Annotated in this window: 21 protein-coding genes and 2 pseudogenes; 10 read left to right on the top strand and 13 right to left on the bottom strand. The window is 66.4% G+C overall.

Annotated elements, in window-relative coordinates:
* Together VKG81_RS14060 and VKG81_RS14055 are read left to right on the top strand one after the other, a co-directional pair.
* Positions 1–184, top strand: a pseudogene (locus VKG81_RS14060) (deazaflavin-dependent nitroreductase); the annotation flags it as partial.
* 298 nt (positions 185–482) lie between these two features.
* Positions 483–1061 (top strand): nitroreductase family deazaflavin-dependent oxidoreductase, encoded by a 579-nt coding sequence (locus VKG81_RS14055; RefSeq protein WP_324396882.1) that lies wholly within the window; start codon positions 483–485, stop codon positions 1059–1061.
* A gap of 141 nt (positions 1062–1202) precedes the next feature.
* Here the strand turns inward: VKG81_RS14055 and VKG81_RS14050 are convergent, their stop codons facing one another.
* The gene (locus tag VKG81_RS14050) at positions 1203–2093 is read right to left on the bottom strand and encodes an alpha/beta fold hydrolase (RefSeq protein ID WP_324396880.1); all 891 of its coding nucleotides are present in this window, start codon (positions 2091–2093) and stop codon (positions 1203–1205) included.
* A 448-nt stretch (positions 2094–2541) separates the two neighbouring features.
* Between VKG81_RS14050 and VKG81_RS14045 the strand changes: the two genes are divergently transcribed.
* The gene (locus tag VKG81_RS14045) at positions 2542–3072 is read left to right on the top strand and encodes a MarR family winged helix-turn-helix transcriptional regulator (RefSeq protein WP_324396878.1); all 531 of its coding nucleotides are present in this window, start codon (positions 2542–2544) and stop codon (positions 3070–3072) included.
* 524 nt (positions 3073–3596) lie between these two features.
* Here the strand turns inward: VKG81_RS14045 and VKG81_RS14040 are convergent.
* Complete coding sequence (locus tag VKG81_RS14040; RefSeq protein ID WP_324396876.1) at positions 3597–4583, bottom strand: class I SAM-dependent methyltransferase; 987 nt, start codon at positions 4581–4583, stop codon at positions 3597–3599.
* A 303-nt stretch (positions 4584–4886) separates the two neighbouring features.
* Between VKG81_RS14040 and VKG81_RS14035 the strand changes: the two genes are divergently transcribed.
* Positions 4887–5732: a hypothetical protein gene (locus VKG81_RS14035; RefSeq protein ID WP_324396874.1), complete on the top strand. Its 846-nt coding sequence runs from the start codon at positions 4887–4889 to the stop codon at positions 5730–5732.
* 30 nt (positions 5733–5762) lie between these two features.
* Here VKG81_RS14035 and VKG81_RS14030 read toward each other — a convergent pair whose 3' ends face one another.
* Positions 5763–6173: a type II toxin-antitoxin system VapC family toxin gene (locus VKG81_RS14030; RefSeq protein ID WP_324396872.1), complete on the bottom strand. Its 411-nt coding sequence runs from the start codon at positions 6171–6173 to the stop codon at positions 5763–5765.
* A complete protein-coding gene (locus VKG81_RS14025) occupies positions 6163–6420 on the bottom strand; it encodes a type II toxin-antitoxin system Phd/YefM family antitoxin (RefSeq protein WP_414685275.1) in 258 nt (85 codons plus the stop codon). Before VKG81_RS14025 ends, VKG81_RS14030 begins: the two co-directional genes overlap by 11 nt.
* 289 nt (positions 6421–6709) lie before the next feature.
* On the opposite strand from VKG81_RS14025, the gene VKG81_RS14020 reads away from it, so the two are divergent.
* Positions 6710–7417, top strand: coding sequence for a histidine phosphatase family protein (locus VKG81_RS14020; RefSeq protein WP_414685274.1), 708 nt, complete (start codon positions 6710–6712; stop codon positions 7415–7417).
* A 172-nt stretch (positions 7418–7589) separates the two neighbouring features.
* A complete protein-coding gene (locus tag VKG81_RS14015) occupies positions 7590–7799 on the top strand; it encodes a hypothetical protein (RefSeq protein ID WP_324396866.1) in 210 nt (69 codons plus the stop codon).
* Positions 7800–7848: 49 nt separating this feature from the next.
* On the opposite strand, the gene VKG81_RS14010 is transcribed toward VKG81_RS14015, so the two are convergent.
* The gene (locus VKG81_RS14010) at positions 7849–8367 is read right to left on the bottom strand and encodes a VOC family protein (protein WP_324396864.1); all 519 of its coding nucleotides are present in this window, start codon (positions 8365–8367) and stop codon (positions 7849–7851) included.
* Positions 8368–8440: 73 nt separating this feature from the next.
* Between VKG81_RS14010 and VKG81_RS14005 the strand changes: the two genes are divergently transcribed.
* Genes VKG81_RS14005 through VKG81_RS13990 form a run of 4 tightly spaced genes read left to right on the top strand, consistent with a single transcriptional unit; the run spans position 8441 to position 12434 of the window.
* Positions 8441–9094: a TetR/AcrR family transcriptional regulator gene (locus VKG81_RS14005; protein WP_324396862.1), complete on the top strand. Its 654-nt coding sequence runs from the start codon at positions 8441–8443 to the stop codon at positions 9092–9094.
* Positions 9094–10395 (top strand): acyl-CoA dehydrogenase family protein, encoded by a 1302-nt coding sequence (locus tag VKG81_RS14000; RefSeq protein ID WP_324396860.1) that lies wholly within the window; start codon positions 9094–9096, stop codon positions 10393–10395. The genes VKG81_RS14005 and VKG81_RS14000 overlap by 1 nt, the downstream gene beginning before the upstream one ends.
* Positions 10396–10421: 26 nt before the next feature.
* Entirely contained in the window at positions 10422–11411 is a 990-nt protein-coding gene (locus VKG81_RS13995) for a phosphotransferase family protein (RefSeq protein WP_324396888.1), read from the top strand.
* A 3-nt stretch (positions 11412–11414) separates the two neighbouring features.
* Positions 11415–12434, top strand: coding sequence for an NADPH:quinone oxidoreductase family protein (locus tag VKG81_RS13990; protein ID WP_324396858.1), 1020 nt, complete (start codon positions 11415–11417; stop codon positions 12432–12434).
* On the opposite strand, the gene VKG81_RS13985 is transcribed toward VKG81_RS13990, so the two are convergent.
* From VKG81_RS13985 to VKG81_RS13950, 8 genes and pseudogenes are all read right to left on the bottom strand, one after another.
* The gene (locus tag VKG81_RS13985; RefSeq protein WP_324396856.1) at positions 12399–12905 is read right to left on the bottom strand and encodes a hypothetical protein; all 507 of its coding nucleotides are present in this window, start codon (positions 12903–12905) and stop codon (positions 12399–12401) included. The two genes, VKG81_RS13990 and VKG81_RS13985, sit on opposite strands and share 36 nt — an antisense overlap.
* Positions 12902–13507, bottom strand: coding sequence for a TetR/AcrR family transcriptional regulator (locus tag VKG81_RS13980; protein ID WP_324396854.1), 606 nt, complete (start codon positions 13505–13507; stop codon positions 12902–12904). The genes VKG81_RS13985 and VKG81_RS13980 overlap by 4 nt, the downstream gene beginning before the upstream one ends.
* Positions 13508–13642: 135 nt before the next feature.
* Positions 13643–13732 (bottom strand): annotated as a pseudogene (locus VKG81_RS13975) (acyl-CoA dehydrogenase family protein); the annotation flags it as partial.
* Positions 13733–13768: 36 nt separating this feature from the next.
* Positions 13769–14917 (bottom strand): thiolase family protein, encoded by a 1149-nt coding sequence (locus tag VKG81_RS13970; protein WP_324396851.1) that lies wholly within the window; start codon positions 14915–14917, stop codon positions 13769–13771.
* Complete coding sequence (locus VKG81_RS13965) at positions 14910–16160, bottom strand: CaiB/BaiF CoA-transferase family protein (RefSeq protein WP_324396849.1); 1251 nt, start codon at positions 16158–16160, stop codon at positions 14910–14912. The genes VKG81_RS13970 and VKG81_RS13965 overlap by 8 nt, the downstream gene beginning before the upstream one ends.
* Positions 16160–16927 (bottom strand): SDR family NAD(P)-dependent oxidoreductase, encoded by a 768-nt coding sequence (locus tag VKG81_RS13960; protein ID WP_324396847.1) that lies wholly within the window; start codon positions 16925–16927, stop codon positions 16160–16162. The genes VKG81_RS13965 and VKG81_RS13960 overlap by 1 nt, the downstream gene beginning before the upstream one ends.
* Positions 16927–18093 carry an acyl-CoA dehydrogenase family protein gene (locus VKG81_RS13955; protein WP_324396886.1) on the bottom strand — a complete coding sequence of 389 codons (1167 nt, stop codon included), beginning with the start codon at positions 18091–18093 and terminating at the stop codon, positions 16927–16929. Before VKG81_RS13955 ends, VKG81_RS13960 begins: the two co-directional genes overlap by 1 nt.
* A 135-nt stretch (positions 18094–18228) precedes the next feature.
* On the bottom strand, positions 18229–19521 hold the full coding sequence (locus tag VKG81_RS13950; RefSeq protein ID WP_324396884.1) for an amidohydrolase family protein: 1293 nt from the start codon (positions 19519–19521) through the stop codon (positions 18229–18231).
* Positions 19522–19525 lie beyond the last annotated feature (4 nt).

Genomic DNA, 19525 nt, shown 5'->3' with positions numbered 1-19525 from the left:
CCGGTGAGGCCACCCTGCAACACGGGCGTCATACCGAGCGGGTGCGGATGGTGGAGCTTTCGAGCGAGGACGCCCGACCGGTGCTGCGCGCGTTCCCGACGGAAGTGCCGACCGGCGTCACCTTCATGAAGAGGTTCGGTCTCGTCAAGGACGCCGCCCCGAGGAGTTCGAGGCGCTTGCGTGACGCTCCGCGGTGTTCCGCCTCGACCCTGTCCAAGCTTAGCCTAAAGGTCACCGTGGATCGTCACCGACAATCCACGCGGATCGGGACACGCTCGTCGAAACGGTGAACACGGCGTTGGCCGACTTCGCCCACCGCGTTGCCGGCGGCGCTCTGATCGCCACCTACCGCGCACTGTGGGCAAGCCTGAAACCTCTGGGACGTAAGCAGGTTTCACTGCCAGATGCCCGCGGCAGCGATGACTTTCGTCCCTGGTGCACCACTGGGTGCCCGGTATGAGCTAGAGGTGAAGGAGGTACTCATGGGGATCGATAAGCGATTTGGCGGGCAACGGCGGGCTAAGCGGGCCAACATCATTCTTGTCGCCGTGCTCGCACTTGGCGGCGTGGTCCTGACATGGCTGGTGTTGTTACCGAGGATCTTCAGGCGAAACCGGGACCTGCTGCTCAGGCGTGGCCCGTTCAAGAGGTTTTTGAAGAGGTACAACGACATGACCCGCAACATCTCGGGAACTCAGCGGTCATCATGGGGGCTTCTGACCCACGTGGGTCGCCGCAGCGGGCGCACCTACCAGACGTCGTTAGGCACGCATACCTACGGTGACGGTTTGCTGTTGCCGTTGGGTTATGGCACCCAGACCGACTGGTACCGAAACGTGATGGCCGCCGGGACATGCACGCTCGCCTGGAAAGGACGCACCTACCACCTGGAGCGGCCCGAGGTCATCTCCGGGCCCGACGCGATGAGGGCATGGCCGATACGGGACCGGATCCTGCTGCAACTAGCCGGAATCCACGACTTCGTGTGGCTGCACCAAAGCGGGGAACAAGCCACGGAGTCGCCGCAGGTCGAGTCACCGGCGCAACAAGCAGCACGATGAGCGCGCCCGGGACGAGCCCAGGGGCCGAGGCCGCACCGTTGTCTTACATCCTGTGTTGCAAAGCGTGATTCCACGGCATTTGGTGTTCGCCAGCGGTGAGGCTTCGCACCACCCGGCGACTCTTTGCGCTGTCCCAGTGCCTCAGCACCGAAGCTGGTCTCTGGTAACCGATGGCTTCCGCCGCCACAGCCATGGTGGCGTTGCTGTGATGAAGTCGTCGAGGTTGTCGGTCACGGTCGCCGCAGCCTCGAGGTGCGGGTAGTGCCCGACGCCGGGCAGTATCACCAATCGACTGTCTGGCAACGCCTCGTGAGCGGCCCGTGCATGGCTGACCGGAATGATCGGGTCCTCGTCTCCCCAGATGAGCAAAATGGGCAGGCCGGACGCGAAATGCAGCCGGTTGAAGGCGCTGACCGCCTGGCCCCGATGATCAACCACTGAACGCAGGGTGCGCAGGAACGCATCGCGGGTTTGGCGATCCGACAGCGACGCGTAGGCGGACCACGTCTCGCCGGCCACCGCACTGTGAATTCCCACCGCCGCCAGCCACATTTGCAACCTGTTGCCCAGGGCGACGGCAGGCGGTGGCGCGATGACGGGGAGCACGAATTCGGCGCCGGGTGCGGACAGGAGTCGCAGGGTCCAGCCCACTTCGGGTCCGAGACCGCCGCTGCCGATGAGGACAAGTCGCTCACAGTAGTCGGGGTGCTGATGCGCGAACTGCATGCCAATCCCGCCGCCGAGGGAATGGCCGACCAGCGTCACCCGGCTGACGCCCAGTTCATCAAGCAGGTCACGCAGCCACACCGCGATGGCGCCGAGGGAGTAGTCGCCGCGCGGCTTGGCTGATTGACCGTGGCCGAGAAGGTCCGGCGCGATTACGCGGTGGCGTGTCGACAGCTGGGGCAGCACCGCTCGCCAGGTGTGCGAGCTGGCGGCCATCCCGTGGATCAACAGCAGTGCGGGGCCCTGGCCCCTCTCTCGGTAGGCAACGCGGTCGCCGTGCAGATCGAGATACTGGAGTTCGCCCACGTCAATCCTCCCGGCCAAGGCTACCGTTCGGTAACCTACGTAAGCGTAGGTTACCGGCCAGTAGCGGTTCCGTCGACGCGTGTGGCGTGAATCTCACTCTCGCGCTCACGGAAGTGACCGGCCCGACAGCCAACCCGCAGATCGGTAACCGAGACCCATAATTCGCTCTTGGACGTTGGCGGCCATGAGCACGGCGGCGACCGGGATGCCGGGATACGGCGGGGCCTCGCTCGCGCTGGCCATATTTATATCATTCAGGTACCGTACTTAAGTGAAGTAAATATGGCGGCGGGTGTTTCCTGTTCGACTGTCGTATCGACTGACGACCGCCCGCCGATCGGACATCTGAGGAAGGAGAACGCCATGGCGCACAAAACAACCCAGCCCCCCGAGCTCATCGCCCGACCACCCGAGCAATGGCCGTTCCGCCGCGTCGGGGGGCATAAGCGTGGCACCTGAGTTCACCGACGCCCAACTCGGCGCGGTCGCCGACGCACGGTACCTGATGCGCCGTGCATTCCGGATAATCGACAACGAGGCCCGCCGAATCGGGCTGGATCCACTGGCCTTTCAAGCTCTCGTGCAGCTCATGGGCGCGCCCACGAGGAGCAGGACTGTCGGCGAACTCGCGACTCGGCTGGACGTTCCGGCCGGGCTTGTGTCCCGGTTGCTTGGGGATCTGGAACGACTCGGCCACGTCCGCCGCCTGCCCTCTCCCGAGGACGGCCGAGTCAAGCTTGTCCGGGCCACGGCGAGCGCCGAGGACCTCGTCTTCACCGTCTACGCCCGGGTCAGGACAAGATTTCACGGCCTTCGCGACGACCTCGACGACGATCGGCGCCGCGAAGCCCTCCAGGTCTGGGCGGACAACTTCGGAGTTTCCCTCGCGGGGGCTGAGGGAAACCAGTTGGGCGATCGTGACCCAACGGCGGGTGGACAGCAGCTCCACGACCTCGCCAGGGATCGAATTGCCAAGTGAGCGAGGCCGCTGACGGTCGAAACCGGGAGCCACGCGTCTGCATTGGATGTGGTTGATCAGCGTCGACCGCGTCGGGGGTGATCCCGACTGGGCTTGACCCCGTTTGGTGGACACAGGGTCAGGCGGCTTGTGCCGTCTGAGTGAATGGGTCTTCCAACTCGACCGGCCGATCATACCGATGGCCGTGTGGCCGCCAGCGCCGTTGGTGGACCTGCTCGATCCAGTCGCGGACGGCCAGCCTTGGATCATCGCAAAGCACCGCGCCGCCAGCACCATCACCACCAGCAGCAACCGCGCCCCCATGAGCTCTCAGCGATGCTGGCCGATCCTTTGCTGGCGACCGGAACGGGGTCAGGTCACATGAGCTTCACATGGATCGACCCGAACGGGCCGATGCGCTCGCGTGAGGAGATCGCGCACGAGGTCAAAGCGGCACATACCCCTACGACGCGGCTTCAGCTCGGCCGAACTGGAGGAGCGTTACTCGTGAGGAGAACCTGCGCAACGCACTTTACTGATAGCTGTCAGGGCCGCGCCTCAAAAATCAGGTTGAACGGTGTCTGCGTCGCGCACCGGAACCGCGTGAACCCACCATCGTCGACCATCACTTTCCTCAACCGCCGCTCCCCGGCTTGCGCGCCCAGCGCCGGTCCGTGCCGCGCCAGCGACACCGGAACACAAATCAGCGATGACGCGCCGTAATACAGCCGGCCCACCGGATTCAAGTTCTCCGTGATGCTGTCGCGCGCGAACGGCTCGACGAGCAGGCAGTGGCCATCGGGTTTCAGTGCCTGTCTTGCGTGGCGAGCCGCGCCGGAGGGGTCGGCCATATCATGCAAGCAGTCGAAGAACGCGATGAGGTCATAGTCATCGCCGCGGTAGGACGTAGCGTCGGCCAGCTCGAAGCTCGCGTTGTCGACACCCGCTTTCGCCGCGCGCTCGCGTGCGGTTTCGATCGACGGGCCGTGGTAGTCGATGCCGACGAACTGCGAATTCGGAAATGCCTGCGCCATAAGGATTGTGCTCGCGCCGTGCCCACAGCCGACATCGGCCGCCCGGCCGCCGGCGGCGAGCTTATCGATGGCGCCGTCGAGTGCGGGCAGCCACGACGACACCAGATTCGCGTTGTAGCCGGCCCTGAAGAATCGCTCGGTGCCGTAGAACAGGCACCGATGATGCTCGCCCCATTCCATGCCGTCGCCGCTGCGGAAATTTTTGACCGCATCCTCGCGTACGTAGAACAGGTCTTGGACGATCTGGTAGGCGCCGGGCAGATCGACAGGACCGTTCGGGTCGGCGAGGCACAGCGCCTGTTCCCCGTTCAAGTAATACATGTCGCTGGTTTCGTCGTATTCGACGTAACCGCCGGCGGCCTGGTTCGCCAGCCACTCGCGAATGTAGCGGGCGTTCGTGCCGGTTTTCTGCGCCAGCTCCTCGGCTGACAAGCGGTGCCCGGCGAGCGCCGTATACAGACCGAGCTCGTCGCCGATCAACATCAGCACCGCGCTCACCGAGGCGCCGAGGTCCCCGACCGCCTTGCCGAGAAATGCGTTGAGTTTGTCTTCGGTAACGGTCATCGCCAGCTCCCTTTGCTCACAGCGGCATCAACGCTAGACCCCTCTGGGGTCAGCCGGTGCTGATTTCATATCGGCGCGATCCTTACGCGAAACGGGGCCAAGTTAGATGATCACACCCACACGGGCCGGTGGCCCCGCAATGGTCGCTCAAACGGCGGTTGGAAGTTGGCTGGGTGGGGTACCCAGGTGGGCATCCATGTGCATCTGCCATGCGGAGCCGGGTAGCGGGTGTTGTCAATGCATTTCCGTCCGTCGGTCACCGCGCGAGCCGCGCTGAGACGGGTCGTGCGCTCGTCGCTGCCACGTCCATCGGCGGCGGTCAGCGCTGCGGAGGAGTTGCGCCAGGGCGGCGTATGGGCGGCAGTGGGCGCCGAAATCCGGTGGGCGTTCACCCCTCCGCGGGCGTGGCTTTCCGGAGTGGCGGTGAACCTGGCCCTGTCTTTGGCGTGGCTCCTGGTGCAACCGCTGCACGCCGAGAGGCACCGCGACTGGGTGGTTTTGGTCGGCACCTACTTTTCGTCATTCATCCTGGCCGACGTCACCACGACCAATGTCCTCGGTGTGGACAACGTCCGCGTTGTGAAGGCCCTGCGTGACGGCGCACCGTTGTGGCGCATATTGCTCGCCAAGAACACCGCGCTGCTGGTGATCGTGGGGCTGCCCACGCTGATCGCGGCCGTGGTGCTGACTCTCGCCACCGAGCCGGCCGCTCGGTTGTGGGTGACCATCCCCGATGTCGCGTTGCCGATCCTGTCGTGGCTGGGAGTGGGAAACCTGGTGTCGGTCGTTTTTCCGGTGTCCTACGAGCCCTTGGTGCGTCGCTGGCGCCAGCGCGCCGACCTGCGCCGGACATTAGGCTGGCTGGCTCATCTCGCGTTGCCGTATGGGCTGTTCTATCTGGCCGATCCGATCTATGGAGCGCCTCGCACCTTCCTCTGGCACGACCTGCCCGCGGTGTTGGGACCGGCTTTGGGGCCGGCCGCGCGCAGCCTGAGTCATGTCGTGGCCGGTCTTGTCATCTGGCTCGCCGGGATCGCCGCCGCGGAAACATACGTCCGTCTCTACGGACTGCACGTCGTATGAGCGCCGTGGTTCTGCGATTGCTGATGATGGTTATGCCGGACTGCCAGTTGTCATCCCCAGGTCGGTTGCCGCCTGGGCCATGCGGGCGTCATAGGTGATGACCGCGCGCAGGGAGCGCCCGGCGCGCTGCGCGGCTGCGAGGTGGATCGCGTCGAGGGTGCGAAGCTGCCGCGGCGCGAGCATGCCGGCGTCATCGAGCAGGCCGCGGCTCAACGTCACCGTGTCGATGCTGTCCAGCAGGGCGCGAGCCTCAATCAGCGCGGGTTGGCCGCCCTCTGCAACCGCCCGCACAAGCTCCGTCCTGGCCAGCGCCGCCGTAAACAGAAGGTCTTGGGCGAAACGCTGCAGATAGGCACTCAAGGCGGCCGATTCAGCTTCCGCAACTACAAGTTTCACCAGCGCGGAGGTATGAAGGTAGAGCCGCATCGTGTCAGCGCTCATCGGAGCGCAGGCGCGCGAGCGCGGCGGAACCGCTGAAGCCGTAGTCGCGCGGTTTGAACTGGCGTGGGTTGGCTTGTCCGGTGGCCGGGACCACTTCGCCGGCGTGGATCAAGTCCAGCCACGGATCATCCGTGATCGGCACCAACCGTGCGACGGGGCGACCGCGATCGGTGATCTCGATCAGTTCCCCCGCTGCCACTCGCGACAAGTAGTGGCTCGCATTTTGTCGAAGTTCCCGCACGCCGATCGATTCTATGTGCTACAGTGTAGCACAATTCCGTGCCGGGTGGTCTGACCAACCTGGCACCGAAGCCGCGTTTCGGCAGGACGAACCACATTGATCCCGATCGGTCTCGCCGCGCAGGCGTGTCCGGCGGGCAAGCGCAGCGCGCATGCCGTGATGCGCGGTGGCAACAACAGTCAGCCTCTGCGCTATCAATGGCCGTTTCGGCGGTCATGACAGTGCGGATGCGGACGCGGGCGACCTTGTTGGAAACGCTTGTTGCGGGCCGCAGCCCGGGTAGATTGGTGATCTGATGGGAAGGCGCGCGCGGTTAGTTGGCGCGGTGCTGGCGGCTGTCACGTTCGTCGTCGCGCCGCTAGACGCCTCCCCCGCCGCGCACGCCGCCGACCATCACACCATCGTCTTGACCTTCGTCCGCCATGCGCAGTCCGGCGCCAACGCGGCGGGGGTCATCGACACCTCCGTGCCGGGCCCCGACATCACCGCCGCGGGTTATGGACAGGCTCTTGCTGTGGCCAGTCAGTTGAGCACCAACCGGTATGACGGGATTTACGCATCGACGATGGTCCGCACACAAGAGACGGCTGCGCCGCTTTCGCAAGCACTCGGCGAGCCCGTCGCGGTATTGCCCGGTCTGCGGGAAATCGAAGCGGGCCAGAACGAAGGACTACCCGAGGCGAATGCGCCGCAGTACCCGGCACCGCGGGCGTGGCTGCGCGGCGACCGAGCCGCGCGCATCCCGGGATCAGTCACCGGCGACGAATTCGAGTCGCGTTTCGATGACGCGGTCAAAGCCATCTACGACAGCGGTGAGACGAACCCCGTCGCGTTCTCCCACGGAGAAGCCATCATGTTCTGGGTCCTAATGAACGTGAAAAATCCCGATATGTCGCTGGCGAACGATCCGCTGCCCAACACGGCGCGTGTCGTGGTGACGGGAAACCCAAGCGATGGCTGGACCCTTGCCAACTGGAATGGGATGCCGGTGCCGGCATCATGACCCCCGGCTTCGCTGCGGTCACAACTGTCGTGTCGTCGAGTTGAGCAGGGGGCAGCGAGCAGCTGCACGTCTCATAGCAACTTCAGGGCCGGCGCATAGGTTCGGCCCATGGCCGCGATGCATTACGGCAGTAGGAGCAAGTAATGCTCAAGGTCAAGGAGGTGATGGCGCCATGATGGCACTCACGCCCGGCGCACAAATCGATGAACTGCGCCGCGCATTACGCGAGTCTGAGCAGCGCCGCCAAGGGGCCGAAATCCAGCTCGCCGATCGTGAACGCCGACTCGGCACCGCGTGCCAGACGATCGCCGCGCAAGATCACCAAATCGGCCGGCTCAGGGCCGAACTCGCTCGATTGCGCGGCGTGGGCGCGCCGGTGTAGATGGTGGCTTTGAGGTTGGTGTCGACGACGAAGTCGATGTCCTCGTCCGTCATCCGACGGTACGGATCGGGTCGGTGCCGTCCCAGCCCTCGGCGGCGTCCCGAATGAGCTTGTTGAAGGCCGACGAGATGTCGGTGAGTTCCATGATCTCGTAGATCGTCGCCGCCCCACCCGACGGCTCGACGTATGCGTAGCGCACCCCCTCCGCCTGACCTCCCAACCACACGACCGGCCATCCGGCAGCCTCGGCGTTACGCAACGCGGAGTCGAAATCGGTGCCCCACCAGGCAAGCTGGTGAAAGCCCTCGCGCCCGGACGCCAAGAACTCGGAGTAGACGGAGGGTGCGGAGTCCTCCTGCTGAATCACTTCCACCTGCATATCGCCGGTGTTGGCCAGGCCGAGCGACAGCGTCACCCGGCACGGGCGGCCGCGGTAGAGCACCCGTTGGGTCAGACCCCGCATCACGTAGAAAGGGCCGACGCCCGCCGCGAGCCACGACGCCACCCACCGGTCGAAGTCCTCGACGACATAGCCGATCTGGCGGACCGGGCCGGGAAACGGCGGCATGGCGCGACAGTATCGATTATTTAGACCATGGTCAACTCTTCTATGCGGTAAATATGGTTGCTATAGTGCGGCTATGCCGAACAACGGTAGGACGACAACTGCTGACCGCAGTCAGCGTCGAGCGTCTTACCAGCAGGCGCGATCGCGCGAGACCAAGCGCATCCTCGTACAGGCGGCAATGGCGCTGTGGCGCACAAACGGATATGCGAACACGACGGTCGCCGACATCTGCACGGCCGCGGGCGTCTCCAAGGCGCTGTTCTACTTCTACTTTCCCCGCAAAGAGGACGTGCTGTTCGAAGTCGGCGTGCTGTCGACCCTTTCGGCGCAACGCACCGCGCGTGCGCTGCTGGACAAGCAGTACGACGTGGCGTCGGTGATCGCCGCCGCGTTGGCGAGCCTCGAGCGTTCGATGGCACGCAACCCGCCCGAGCTGATCATCCAAACGATCCTCGAGGGATACCGCCACGAACACCGGATACTCGCCGGAGAAGAGTCGGCCGATGAGGACGTGGCAATGTTCACCGAGCTCTTCGCAAGAGCGCAGCGAGACGGCAAGTTGGCAGCCCACATCGACGTGGAGCACCTGGCCTACGTGGCCGGAACGCTCGTCAGCGAGGGGGCCCGACACTGGGCAGCCGGTTCGTTCGGGGACCGCTCGTTCGCCGACGTCGTGGGGGACGACATCGCCGCCGTCGTCGCCGGTTACACCCAAAAGGAGGCCTAATGGCATGGGACTTCGAAACCGACCCGCAGTACCACTCGCTGTTGGAGTGGGCGGATGGGTTTGTGCGCGAGGAGGTGGAGCCGCTGGATCTGGCCTGGCCGCACGAGCAGTTCGTGCCGTTGAACGAGACGCGGCGCAAGGCGATCGACCCGCTCAAGGAACAGGTGCGGCGCAAGGGATTGTGGGCCACCCATCTGGGCCCGGAGCTGGGTGGGCAGGGCTTCGGGCAGCTCAAGCTGGCGCTGCTCAACGAGATCCTCGGGCGGTCGCAGTGGGCGCCGATCGTGTTCGGCTGCCAGGCGCCCGACACCGGCAACGCCGAGATCATCGCCCACTACGGAACGCCCGAACAGAAGGAGCGCTATCTGCGCCCGTTGCTGGACGGCGAGATGTTCTCGAGTTATTCGATGACCGAACCGCAGGGCGGCGCCGATCCGACCCGATTCTCGACCCTGGCGGTGCGCGACGGCCACGACTGGGTCATCAACGGCTGGAAGTACTTCTCGTCCAACGCGAGGACGGCCTCGTTTCTCATCGTGATGGTGGTGACCAACCCCGATGTGAGTCCCTATCAAGGGATGTCGATGTTCCTCGTGCCCACCGGCACGCCCGGCGTCGAGATCGTCCGCAACGTCGGCCTCGCCGGCGAGCGCCTCAACGAGGGCTCGCACGCGCTCATTCACTACGACAACGTCCGGGTGCCGGCCGAGGCGCTCCTCGGTGGCGAAGGGCAGGCCTTCGTGATCGCCCAGACCCGCCTGGGTGGCGGGCGCATCCACCACGCGATGCGCACGATCGGTCTCGCCGCCAAGGCCCTGGACATGATGTGCGAGCGTGCGCTCTCCCGCCAGACCGCCGGTGGCCGCCTCTCGGACAAGCAGTTCGTGCAGGGCTACATCGCCGACTCGTACGCGCAACTGGCCCAGTTCCGGTTGTTCGTGCTCTACACCGCCTGGGAGATCGACAAGTACAACGACTACAAGAAGGTCCGCAAGGACATCGCGGCGGTCAAAGTGGTGCTGCCCACCGTCCTGCACGACATCGCCTGGCGGGCAATGCAAGTGCACGGCGCGCTCGGGGTCAGCAACGAGATGCCGTTCATGGGGATGATTCACGGCGCCGCGGCCCTGGGACTCGCCGACGGCCCGACCGAGGTACACAAGACCACGGTGGCCCGGCAGGTGCTGCGCGACTACAAGCCCAGCGACGACACGTGGCCCAGCGAGTGGATCCCGAGAAAACAAGAGGCGGCCAGGGCGAAGTTCGCCGAATACCTCGACCACGAAGTGGGGAACCTGTGATCGACACCGCCCGACTGGGCGACTGGATGGACGCCGCCGGCCTGCCCGGCACGGGCGCACCCATCGAGGTTCGGTTTCTCTCCGGAGGCAGCCAGAACGAGATCTACGAGATACGGCGCGGCGAGCAACGTTGCGTGATCCGCATCCCGCCGGCCACCGCCCCGCCGGACCGGGACGCGGGGATCTTGCGCGAATGGCGGATCATCGAGGCGCTCGACGGCACCGAAGTGCCGCATACCCCGGCGGTGGCCGTGTGCGCGGACTCGTCGGTGCTCGGCCGCACCTTCTATCTGATGGGGTTTGTCGACGGCTGGTCCCCGATGGGCCGAAAGGGCTGGCCCGCCCCCTTCGACACCGACCTCGACGCCCGCGCCGGGCTCGCCTATCAGCTGGCCGAGGGCATCGCACTGTTGTCGAAGGTGGACTGGCAGGCCAAGGGCCTGGCCGACCTGGGCCGCCCCGAGGGATTCCACGAGCGCCAAGTCGACCGCTGGACAAGCTTTTTCGACGGGATCAAAGGCCGGGAACTGGAGGGCATGGAAACCGCCACGAAGTGGCTGCGTACGCATCGCCCGATCGATTTCATCCCCGGCCTGATGCACGGCGACTACCAGTTCGCCAACGTGATGTACCGCGACGGGGCGCCCGCTCGCCTCGCCGCCATCGTCGACTGGGAGATGGGCACCGTCGGCGACCCCAAGCTCGACCTGGGCTGGATGGTTCAGGGCTGGCCGGAGGACACCGACGCGCCGGAGGCCGCCACCGCGAGTTACGTTGATCTACAAGGGATGCCATCCCGCTCGCAGCTGGTCGAGCACTACGGGAAGGTTTCGGGTCGGCAGGTCGACGACCTCGACTACTACCTGGTCCTGGCCAAATGGAAGCTGGCGATCGTTCTCGAACGCGGATTCCAGCGCGCCGGCGACGACGAGAAGCTGCTGGCGTTCGGGCCGATCGTCGGGGAGCTGATGGCCTCGGCTGCCGAGCTTGCCGAAACCAGCGACTACCGCGCCTGAGACGTGCGCGCCGCAGTCTGCCCGTCCTACGGGCCCCCGGAGGTTGTCCGCGTCCAAGAATGCCCGGTGCCGACACCGGCTTCCGGCCAGGTCCGGGTCCGCGTCGACACGGCCGCCGTGAACTATCCCGACGTGCTGCTGATCGCCGACAAATACCAGATCAGCGTGCCGCCGCCGTTCATCCCCGGCAGTGAATTCGCGGGTGTCATCGACGAAATCAGCGAAGCCGGAACCGATTTCGGTGTCGGTGACCGCGTCACCGGTACCGGCCTGTACGGTGCCTTCGCCGAAGAGGTGGTGGTGCCCGCCGACAGCCTCAGCCGCATACCCACCGGCATCGACCTGCGCACCGCTGCCGCTTTCGGTGTCGCCTACCGCACCGCGTACCACACCCTGCGATCGGTGGCGCGAGTGCAGGCGGGCGACGAACTGGTCGTGCTCGGCGCCGGCGGCGGGGTCGGCCTGGCCGCCGTGCAGCTCGCCGTGCAGCTGGGCGCCGCCGTCACCGCGGTCGCCTCATCAGACGAAAAACTCGCCGTCGCACACTCTTACGGCGCGCGTCACCTCGTCAACCATCGGTCGGGCGATATCCGGGCCGCGCTTCGCCGCACGATTCCCGGCGGAGCCGACGCCGTCATCGACCCGGTCGGCGGGGACCTGTCCGAGCCGGCGCTGCGAGCGCTGCGTCGCGGCGGCCGCTTCGTCACGGTCGGCTACGCCTCGGGCGTGATCCCCCGCATCCCGCTCAACCTCGTGCTCGTCAAGGGCGTGCAGGTTCTGGGCTTCGGTTTCCAGGACGTCGCACCGGCGGAATTCACACGCAACGAGGCGGAGCTTCGGGAGCTTCTCGCCACGGGCCGCGTCGCGCCGCACATCGGCGCGACGTTCCCACTGGCCGAAACCGCACGCGCGCTACGCCACGTCGCCGACGGTAAGGCCATCGGAAAGGTTCTGGTCGACGTCGCCGGCGCTTCTTCGAGGGCGGAGCTAGCCGGCGGGGGTCAGATCGGCAGCCACCGATGAACGCCTCATCGACCCGCTGCGGAACGTCTCAGTGGGCTCGACCGCCACGTCACGCACAGCCGCCGCGGCCAGCGCCTGCGCCTTGAACGCCCGCGCGGCCGCGCTCAGCCGGTGCTGCACCGAGTCGATGCTCTTGGTCAGCTCCGCCGGCCACCTCTTCCCCCAGAGCGTCACTTCCGTGGCGCCGTGGTCGAGGGCCCTGCGCACACCGAACCGGACCCGCGAGTCACGATCGAAGAGATCAGTCGCGACCGCCAGGCTCTGCGGCCGGGGGCGACGTCCCCACGACGCCAGCGCGTGCTCGAGGTCGAGCGTCTCGACCCCGAGGATCTGCAGCGGCCGATCGTCGGAGCCGTCGGCGACGAGAACCGTGACATCCCACCCGGCCATCACCCGGTCGAAAAGCCAACCGCCGGCGAACACGACAGCCTCCGGCACGCTCGGGGCGACGACGTCGAGCCGATACCTCATATCCTGCTCGGGGGCTCGAGGTCGCGAGCCAGGGATTCGGTGTACCCCTTGAACACCTCGGCCAGCGGTATCGATGGATCGAGCAACCATGTGGTCTCCATTCCGGTTACAAAGGCGATGATCTCCACGGCTTTTTCGGCCGCATCCAAGTCCGCGCGGTATTTTCCGGCGTGCCGACCCCTGCGGAGGAGTTCGGCCACGATGTCCACCGCGCCGCGATACCTCGTGAGGAGACGGTCGTGCAGCGGAGCGTCGGGCAGGATGTTCTCCACCAGCAGCACGGTGAACGTCCCCACCAGTTCGGGTGCCCTCTCGAACCTCTCGGCCACCCGCCTGATCTCGGTAACCAGGTCGCCGGAGGTGTCCGCGTGGGCGTCGTCGTCGGCGTCACGGGCGTCGAGCACGGCGTTGAGAAGCTGCTCCTTGGACTCGAAATGATGCAGCAGCCCGGCCGGGGTCACCCCGGCCTCTTTGGCGATCTGGGCCAGTGAGGTGTTGCGCCATCCGTTGCGTGCGAGCAGGCGCTCCGCGACCGCCAGAATCCGTTGCCTGCGGTCCTCGCCCTTGGCAAGAAGTGTGGCGTAGGGCCGTGGGGCGGACACCGAACTCCTCCGTTCAACCAACCTAGTGAACACACAGTAGGTTGGTTGGGGCGGCTGTGACAAGGGTCTCAGTGAGAAAATTTCTCGACCGGGTCGCTCGGCTCTCCCCGAGCGGGCGGTCCCCCGGCGCGGAGGTCACAAGCCGAGCGACTTGGCGATGATCATCTTCATCACCTCGCTGGTGCCCGCGTAGATCCGGGCCACCCGGGCATCCGTGTACAGCCGGTCTCGGCGCACCGGGTCTCCCCGATCGTGCCGGTCTTACGAGACGAGCTCGACCAGCGTGGCGTTGGCCGTCCCTCCGCCCTCGCACATGGTCTGCAGTCCGTAGCGAATCCCGTTGTCCCGCATGTGATGAACCATGCGAGTCATCAGGACCGCCCCCGAAGCGCCGAGTGGATGACCGAGCGCGATCGCACCACCGAGCGGATTGAGCTTCTTCTCGTCGGCGCCGGTATCGGCAAGCCAGGCCAGCGGCACCGGCGCGAACGCCTCGTTGACCTCGAAAACCCCGACCTCGTCCAAGCCGACGCCGGCCTTGTGAAGAACCTTCTCGGTGGCCGGTATCGGGCCGGTGAGCATCAGGACCGGATTCGCCCCGGTGACCGCGCCGGCGCGGTAGCGCACGATCGGCGTCAACCCCAGCTGGAGCGCGTTCTCGGCGGTCATCACCAACAGCGCGGCCGCGCCGTCGGAGAGCTGCGACGAATTGCCTGCGTGGATCACGCCGTCGTCGGTGAACGCGGGCTTGAGCCCGGCGAGTTTTTCGACCGTGGTCCCGCGCCGCACCCCCTCGTCCGCCGTCACCACCGCTCCGTCGCCGGTGAACACCGGCACGATCTGGGCATCGAAGGCGCCTGCGTCCTGGGCCGCGGCGGCACGCTCGTGCGATGTCGCGGAATACTCGTCGAGGCGGGTGCGCGAGAAACCCCACTTCTGAGCGATCAGCTCAGCCGAGATGCCCTGGTTGAACGAGAAATCGTCATAGCGCTCGAGGACTTTCGGCCCGTACGGCATGCCGGTGGCCCGCGCGGCGCCCAGCGGCACCCGGCTCATCACCTCGACACCGCCCGCCACCACAATGTCCTGCTGGCCGGACATCACCCCCTGCACGGCGAAGTCCAGCGCCTGCTGGCTCGATCCGCACGCGCGGTTGACCGTCGTCGCGGGGATGCTCTCGGGCCATCCCGCGGCCAGCACCGAGTAGCGGCCGATGTTGGAGGACTGGTCCCCGACCTGGGAGACGCACCCCCACACCACGTCGTCGACGACCTCGGGCTCGAGGCCGGCCCGCTCCAGCAGCTCATTGAGCACGACGGCGGACAGGTCGGCCGCGTGCATGCCGGACAATCCACCGTTGCGCTTGCCCACGGCGGTGCGGACCGCCTCGACGATCACGGTTTCACGCATCTCGGGTTTCTCCTGTCCTGTCAGGCCGCGCGCTGGAGTAGGCAGGTCCTATCGTGCCCCGCTCGCGCAGCGCGGCAATCTCGTCGTCGCCGAAGCCCAAATCGGCGAGGACCGAGTCGGTGTGCTGCCCCAGGCCGGGAACGGCGCCCATCGGGGGTTCGTATCCGGAGATGACCGGCGGTGGCAGCAGCGCGGGGATCGGGCCGTTGGGCGTATCGATCTGTCGCCACCGGTCGCGCGCGGACAGCTGAGGGTGCACCAGCACTTCGCTCGGCGTGTTGTAGCGCGCGTTGCCGATACCGGCGGCATCCGCGGTCTTCTGGACATGCGCCAGGTCGTGCTGTGCGCACCAGGTCGCGATCGCCTCGTCGAGGATGTCGCGGTGCGCGACCCGTCCTGGGTTGGTCCGGAACCGCTCGTCGTCGGCCAAGTCGGTGCGCTGCAGGATGTCTCGGGCCAGTCGCTGCCATTCGCGGTCGTTGGTGGTGCCCAGTACCACGGTCTGCCCGTCGGCGGTGGGATAGGCACCATACGGGGCCACGGCCGGCGAGCTCATGCCCAGCGGCTGCTGGTCGATCCCGGAGTGCCGGGTGTAGTTGAGTTGGTAGCCCATCACTTCGGTCATCGTGTCGAACAGGCTCACGGTAACCGCGGGAGCCGCAGCGCGATCCTTCGCGCACAGCAGCGCGAGGATGGACACAGCGGCGTAGAGCCCGGAGCTGACGTCGGCCACCGGCGGCCCCGGCTTGGCCGGCGCGCCGGGATTGCCGGTGACGGCGCACGTCCCCGATTCGGCCTGCACGAGAAGGTCGTAGGCGCGTTTGTGGGACAGCGGGCCGCCCGCGCCGTACCCGTCGATCTCGGCCGCGATGACGCCGGGATGCCGCACCGCCACGTCCGCGGGCGACACCCCGAGCCGGGCGGTGGAGCCGGGTGCGAGATTGGAGACCAACACGTCGGCACGGTCGAGCAACCGGTGCAGGATGTCGATGCCGGCGGGCGACTTCAGGTCGAGCGTCACGGACTCCTTACCCCGGTTGACCCAAACAAAGTGCGCCGCAAGGCCGTTGACGACATCGTCGTAGTGGCGTGCGAAGTCCCCACCGTCCGGGTTCTCCACCTTGATGACCCGCGCGCCGAAGTCCGCCAGCGTGCGGGTGCACATCGGCGCCGACACGGCCTGCTCCAGGGCCACCACCGTGACTCCGGCCAGCGGTCCCTGCGATGCCGCGGTCGCGGGCATCACATCACCATGCCGCCGTCCACCGGCAGCACCTGGCCCGTGATGTAGGAAGACGCGTCGCAGGCGAGGAAGACGAACGCGCCGGCGATCTCCTCCGGTTGCGCCCACCGCCGCAGCGGGATTCGCGCCAGCATCGTGGCGGCGAACTTCTCGTTGGTGCGGATCGTCTCGGTCATGGGGGTGGCCGCCAGCGGCGCGAGCGCATTGACGAGGATGTTCTTGCGGGCCAGCTCACGCGCCAGCGACTTGGTGAAGCCGATGATGGCGGCCTTGGCGGCCGAGTAGTTGACCTGGCCGAGCGTGCCGGTGATGCCCGCCGACGACGTGACGTTGATGATCCGGCCGGTGCCGTCCGTCGGCATGAACCGCAGCGCGGCCTGCGAGCAATGGAACGCTCCCATCAGGTGCACATCGATCAGCCGACGGAAGTTCTCCTCGGAGATGTCGGCGAACATGGCCGGCGCCGTCACACCGGCGTTGTTGACCAGAATGTTGAGGACGCCGTCGGTGAGCGCGGCCGCCTGCGCCACGGCGGCATCCGCGGACGCGCGGTCGGCCACATCGAGCGCGGCACTGTCGGCCCGGCCCCCGCCGGCGCTGATCCGATCCGCCGCCGCCGCGGCGGCGTCCTTGTCGATGTCGGTCACCAGCACGGCCGCGCCGGCGTCGGCCAGCGCCTGCGCGACCGCGGAGCCGATACCGCCGGCGGCGCCGGTGACCAGCGCCGAGCGCCCGGTGAGGTCGAACAGCGGGTTGTTGTCGGTCATCAGTAACTCCTCGGCAAGCCCAGGACGTGTGACCCCAGGTAGTTCAGGATCATCTCCTGGCTGATCGGAGCGATCTTCATCAGCCGCGACTCGCGGAAGTACCGCGACACGTTGTATTCCTCGGCGTAGCCCATCCCGCCGTGTGTCTGCAGCGCACGGTCGGCGGCGGCGAAACCGGCGTCGGCGCACAGGTATTTCGCCGTGTTCGCCTCGCGCCCACAGGGTTTGCCGTTGTCATAGAGCCACGTTGCCTTGCGCAGTACCAGCTCGGCCGCGTCGAGGCGCGCCAGCGAATCCGCGAGCGGGAACTGCAGGCCCTGGTTCATGCCGATCGGCCGGTTGAACACGTGCCGCTCGTTGCCGTACTTGACCGCCTTGTCGAGCGCGACCCTGCCGATGCCCAGCGCCTCGGCGGCGATGAGCATCCGTTCCGGGTTGAGGCCGTCGAGGATGTACTGAAAACCCCTGCCCTCCTCGCCGACACGGTCGGCCACCGGCACCCGCAGGCCGTCAATGAACACCTCGTTGGAGCTGACCGCGTTTCGGCCCATCTTGCTGATCGGCCGGATGTCGACATGCCCGGGATCGAGATCGGTGAGGAACAGCGTCATGCCGTCCGTCTTCTTGGTGACCTCGTCGTACGGCGTGGTCCGGGTCAGCAGGAGGATCTTCTCGGACTCCTGCGCCTTGGAGATCCAGACCTTGCGGCCGTTCACGACGTACTCGTCGCCGTCGCGCCTGGCGAACGTGGTGATCCGGGAGGTGTCCAGCCCGGCACCGGGTTCGGTGACACCGAAGCACACGTGCAGGTCGCCGTTGACGATCCGGGGCAGCGTACGGGCCTTGAGTTCGTCGGAGCCGTGCTTGACCACGGGCTGCATTCCGAAGATCGAGAGGTGGATGGCGCTGGCGGCGTTCATCGCGCCGCCGGACCGGGCGATCTCCTCCAGCAGGATGGTGGCCTCGGTGATGCCCAGACCGTGGCCACCGTACTGCTCCGGGATCGTCATGCCGAGCCAGCCGCCGTTGGCGATGGCGTCGTAGAACTCCTGCGGGAATTCGTGCGCCTGGTCCTTCTGCATCCAGTAGTGGTCGTCGAACCTGCGCGCGAGCTCGGCGACGGACTTACGGATCAGTTCCTGATCGTCGGTCAGCTCGAAACTCATCCCGCCGGGCACAACCACATCTCCTCTTGATCCTCTCGCCAGGGCGACTTGCCGGCTAACAGTCGGGAACAGAGTCACGGTGCGCCGGTGCGGACGGACCGTTCACGCACGGGCGCACTGGTCTGTGACTCGACCTCAGTCCTGGTTACCCGTCAACGTCTTGGCATTCGCCGCGAATTGGGCGAAGGTGGCGCCGGACTTCTCGCGGTGGCTGAGGGCCTGGATGGAGACGTCGTGGCCTTCGGCGGCTTTGCGCAGCGCGCCGACGGTGGCCTGTTCTCTGGGGATGTGGCTGAACGGGTCAAACGAGTACCAGCGCATGGCGTTCTGGTAGGTCATCTTGTTGATCTCGTCGTCGGGCACGTCGTTCTCGGTGAGCACCTCGTGCAGCTGCTCGGGTGCGCCCGGCCACATCGAGTCGCTGTGCGGGTAGTCGGCCTCCCAGCAGATGTTGTCGATGCCGATCTGGTTGCGCAGCTTGACCCCGACCGGATCAGAGATGAAGCACGTCAGGAAGTGCTCCCGGAATACCTCAGAGGGCAGCTTGCCGCCGAAGTCCTGGCCCGTCCACGTCGAATGCATCTCATAGGTGCGGTCCGCACGCTCAAGGAAGTACGGGATCCACCCGGTGCCCCCCTCGGACAACGCGACCTTGAGATCGGGGTACTGCTTGATCGGCTTGGACCACAGCAGATCCGCGGCGGCCTGCACGATGTTCATCGGCTGCAGCGTGATCATCACGTCCATCGGCGCGTCGGGCGAGGTGATCGCCAACCGCCCCGAGGACCCGATATGCACATTCATCACGGTGTTGGTGTCACACAGCGCCTGCCACAACGGATTCCAATACTCGTCGTGGAAACTGGGATACCCCATCGCGGCCGGGTTCTCGGTGAACGTCAGCGCGTGCACACCCTTCTTGGACACCCGGCGCACCTCATCGGCACAGGCCTGGGCGTCCCAGATCACCGGCAACGCCATCGGGATGAACCGGGCCGGGTATGCCCCGCACCAGTCCTCGATGTGCCAGTCGTTGTAGGCCTGCAGCAGCGCCAGCGAGAACTCGGGATCATCGGTGGCGAACAACCGGCCGGCGAAGCCGGGGAAGGAGGGGAAGCAGACCGAGCCCAGGATGCCGCCCGCGTTCATGTCCTTGACGCGCTCGTCGACCTGGTAACAGCCCGGCCGGATCTCGTCGAGACCCTGCGGCTCGAGTCCGTACTCCTCCTTGGGCCGGCCGGCCACCGCGTTCAGCGCCACATTGGGGATCACGACGTCGCGGAACTGCCAGGTGTCCGAGCCGTCGGGGTTGTGCACCAACCGCGGCGCCTCGTCGAGGTAGCGCGTCGGCAGATGGTTCTTGAACATGTCGGGCGGCTCGACGATGTGGTCGTCGACGCTGATCAGGATCATGTCGTCTTTGTTCAAGGCC

This window comes from Mycobacterium sp. (genome assembly GCF_035314905.1).
Classification (GTDB): Bacteria; Actinomycetota; Actinomycetes; order Mycobacteriales; family Mycobacteriaceae; genus Mycobacterium.
Note: the sequence above shows the minus strand (reverse complement) of the source record. Positions and strands in the feature narration are given on the sequence as shown.

Coding starts and splice junctions, on each gene's coding strand:
- VKG81_RS14055 (WP_324396882.1), top strand. CDS start 483: ATGGGGATCGATAAGCGATTTGGCGGGCAACGGCGGGCTAAGCGGGCC.
- VKG81_RS14035 (WP_324396874.1), top strand. CDS start 4,887: ATGCATTTCCGTCCGTCGGTCACCGCGCGAGCCGCGCTGAGACGGGTC.
- VKG81_RS14030 (WP_324396872.1), bottom strand. CDS start 6,173: ATGAGCGCTGACACGATGCGGCTCTACCTTCATACCTCCGCGCTGGTG.
- VKG81_RS14020 (WP_414685274.1), top strand. CDS start 6,710: ATGGGAAGGCGCGCGCGGTTAGTTGGCGCGGTGCTGGCGGCTGTCACG.
- VKG81_RS14015 (WP_324396866.1), top strand. CDS start 7,590: ATGATGGCACTCACGCCCGGCGCACAAATCGATGAACTGCGCCGCGCA.
- VKG81_RS14010 (WP_324396864.1), bottom strand. CDS start 8,367: ATGCCGCCGTTTCCCGGCCCGGTCCGCCAGATCGGCTATGTCGTCGAG.
- VKG81_RS14005 (WP_324396862.1), top strand. CDS start 8,441: ATGCCGAACAACGGTAGGACGACAACTGCTGACCGCAGTCAGCGTCGA.
- VKG81_RS14000 (WP_324396860.1), top strand. CDS start 9,094: ATGGCATGGGACTTCGAAACCGACCCGCAGTACCACTCGCTGTTGGAG.
- VKG81_RS13995 (WP_324396888.1), top strand. CDS start 10,422: ATGGACGCCGCCGGCCTGCCCGGCACGGGCGCACCCATCGAGGTTCGG.
- VKG81_RS13985 (WP_324396856.1), bottom strand. CDS start 12,905: ATGAGGTATCGGCTCGACGTCGTCGCCCCGAGCGTGCCGGAGGCTGTC.
- VKG81_RS13970 (WP_324396851.1), bottom strand. CDS start 14,917: ATGCGTGAAACCGTGATCGTCGAGGCGGTCCGCACCGCCGTGGGCAAG.
- VKG81_RS13965 (WP_324396849.1), bottom strand. CDS start 16,160: ATGCCCGCGACCGCGGCATCGCAGGGACCGCTGGCCGGAGTCACGGTG.
- VKG81_RS13960 (WP_324396847.1), bottom strand. CDS start 16,927: ATGACCGACAACAACCCGCTGTTCGACCTCACCGGGCGCTCGGCGCTG.
- VKG81_RS13955 (WP_324396886.1), bottom strand. CDS start 18,093: ATGAGTTTCGAGCTGACCGACGATCAGGAACTGATCCGTAAGTCCGTC.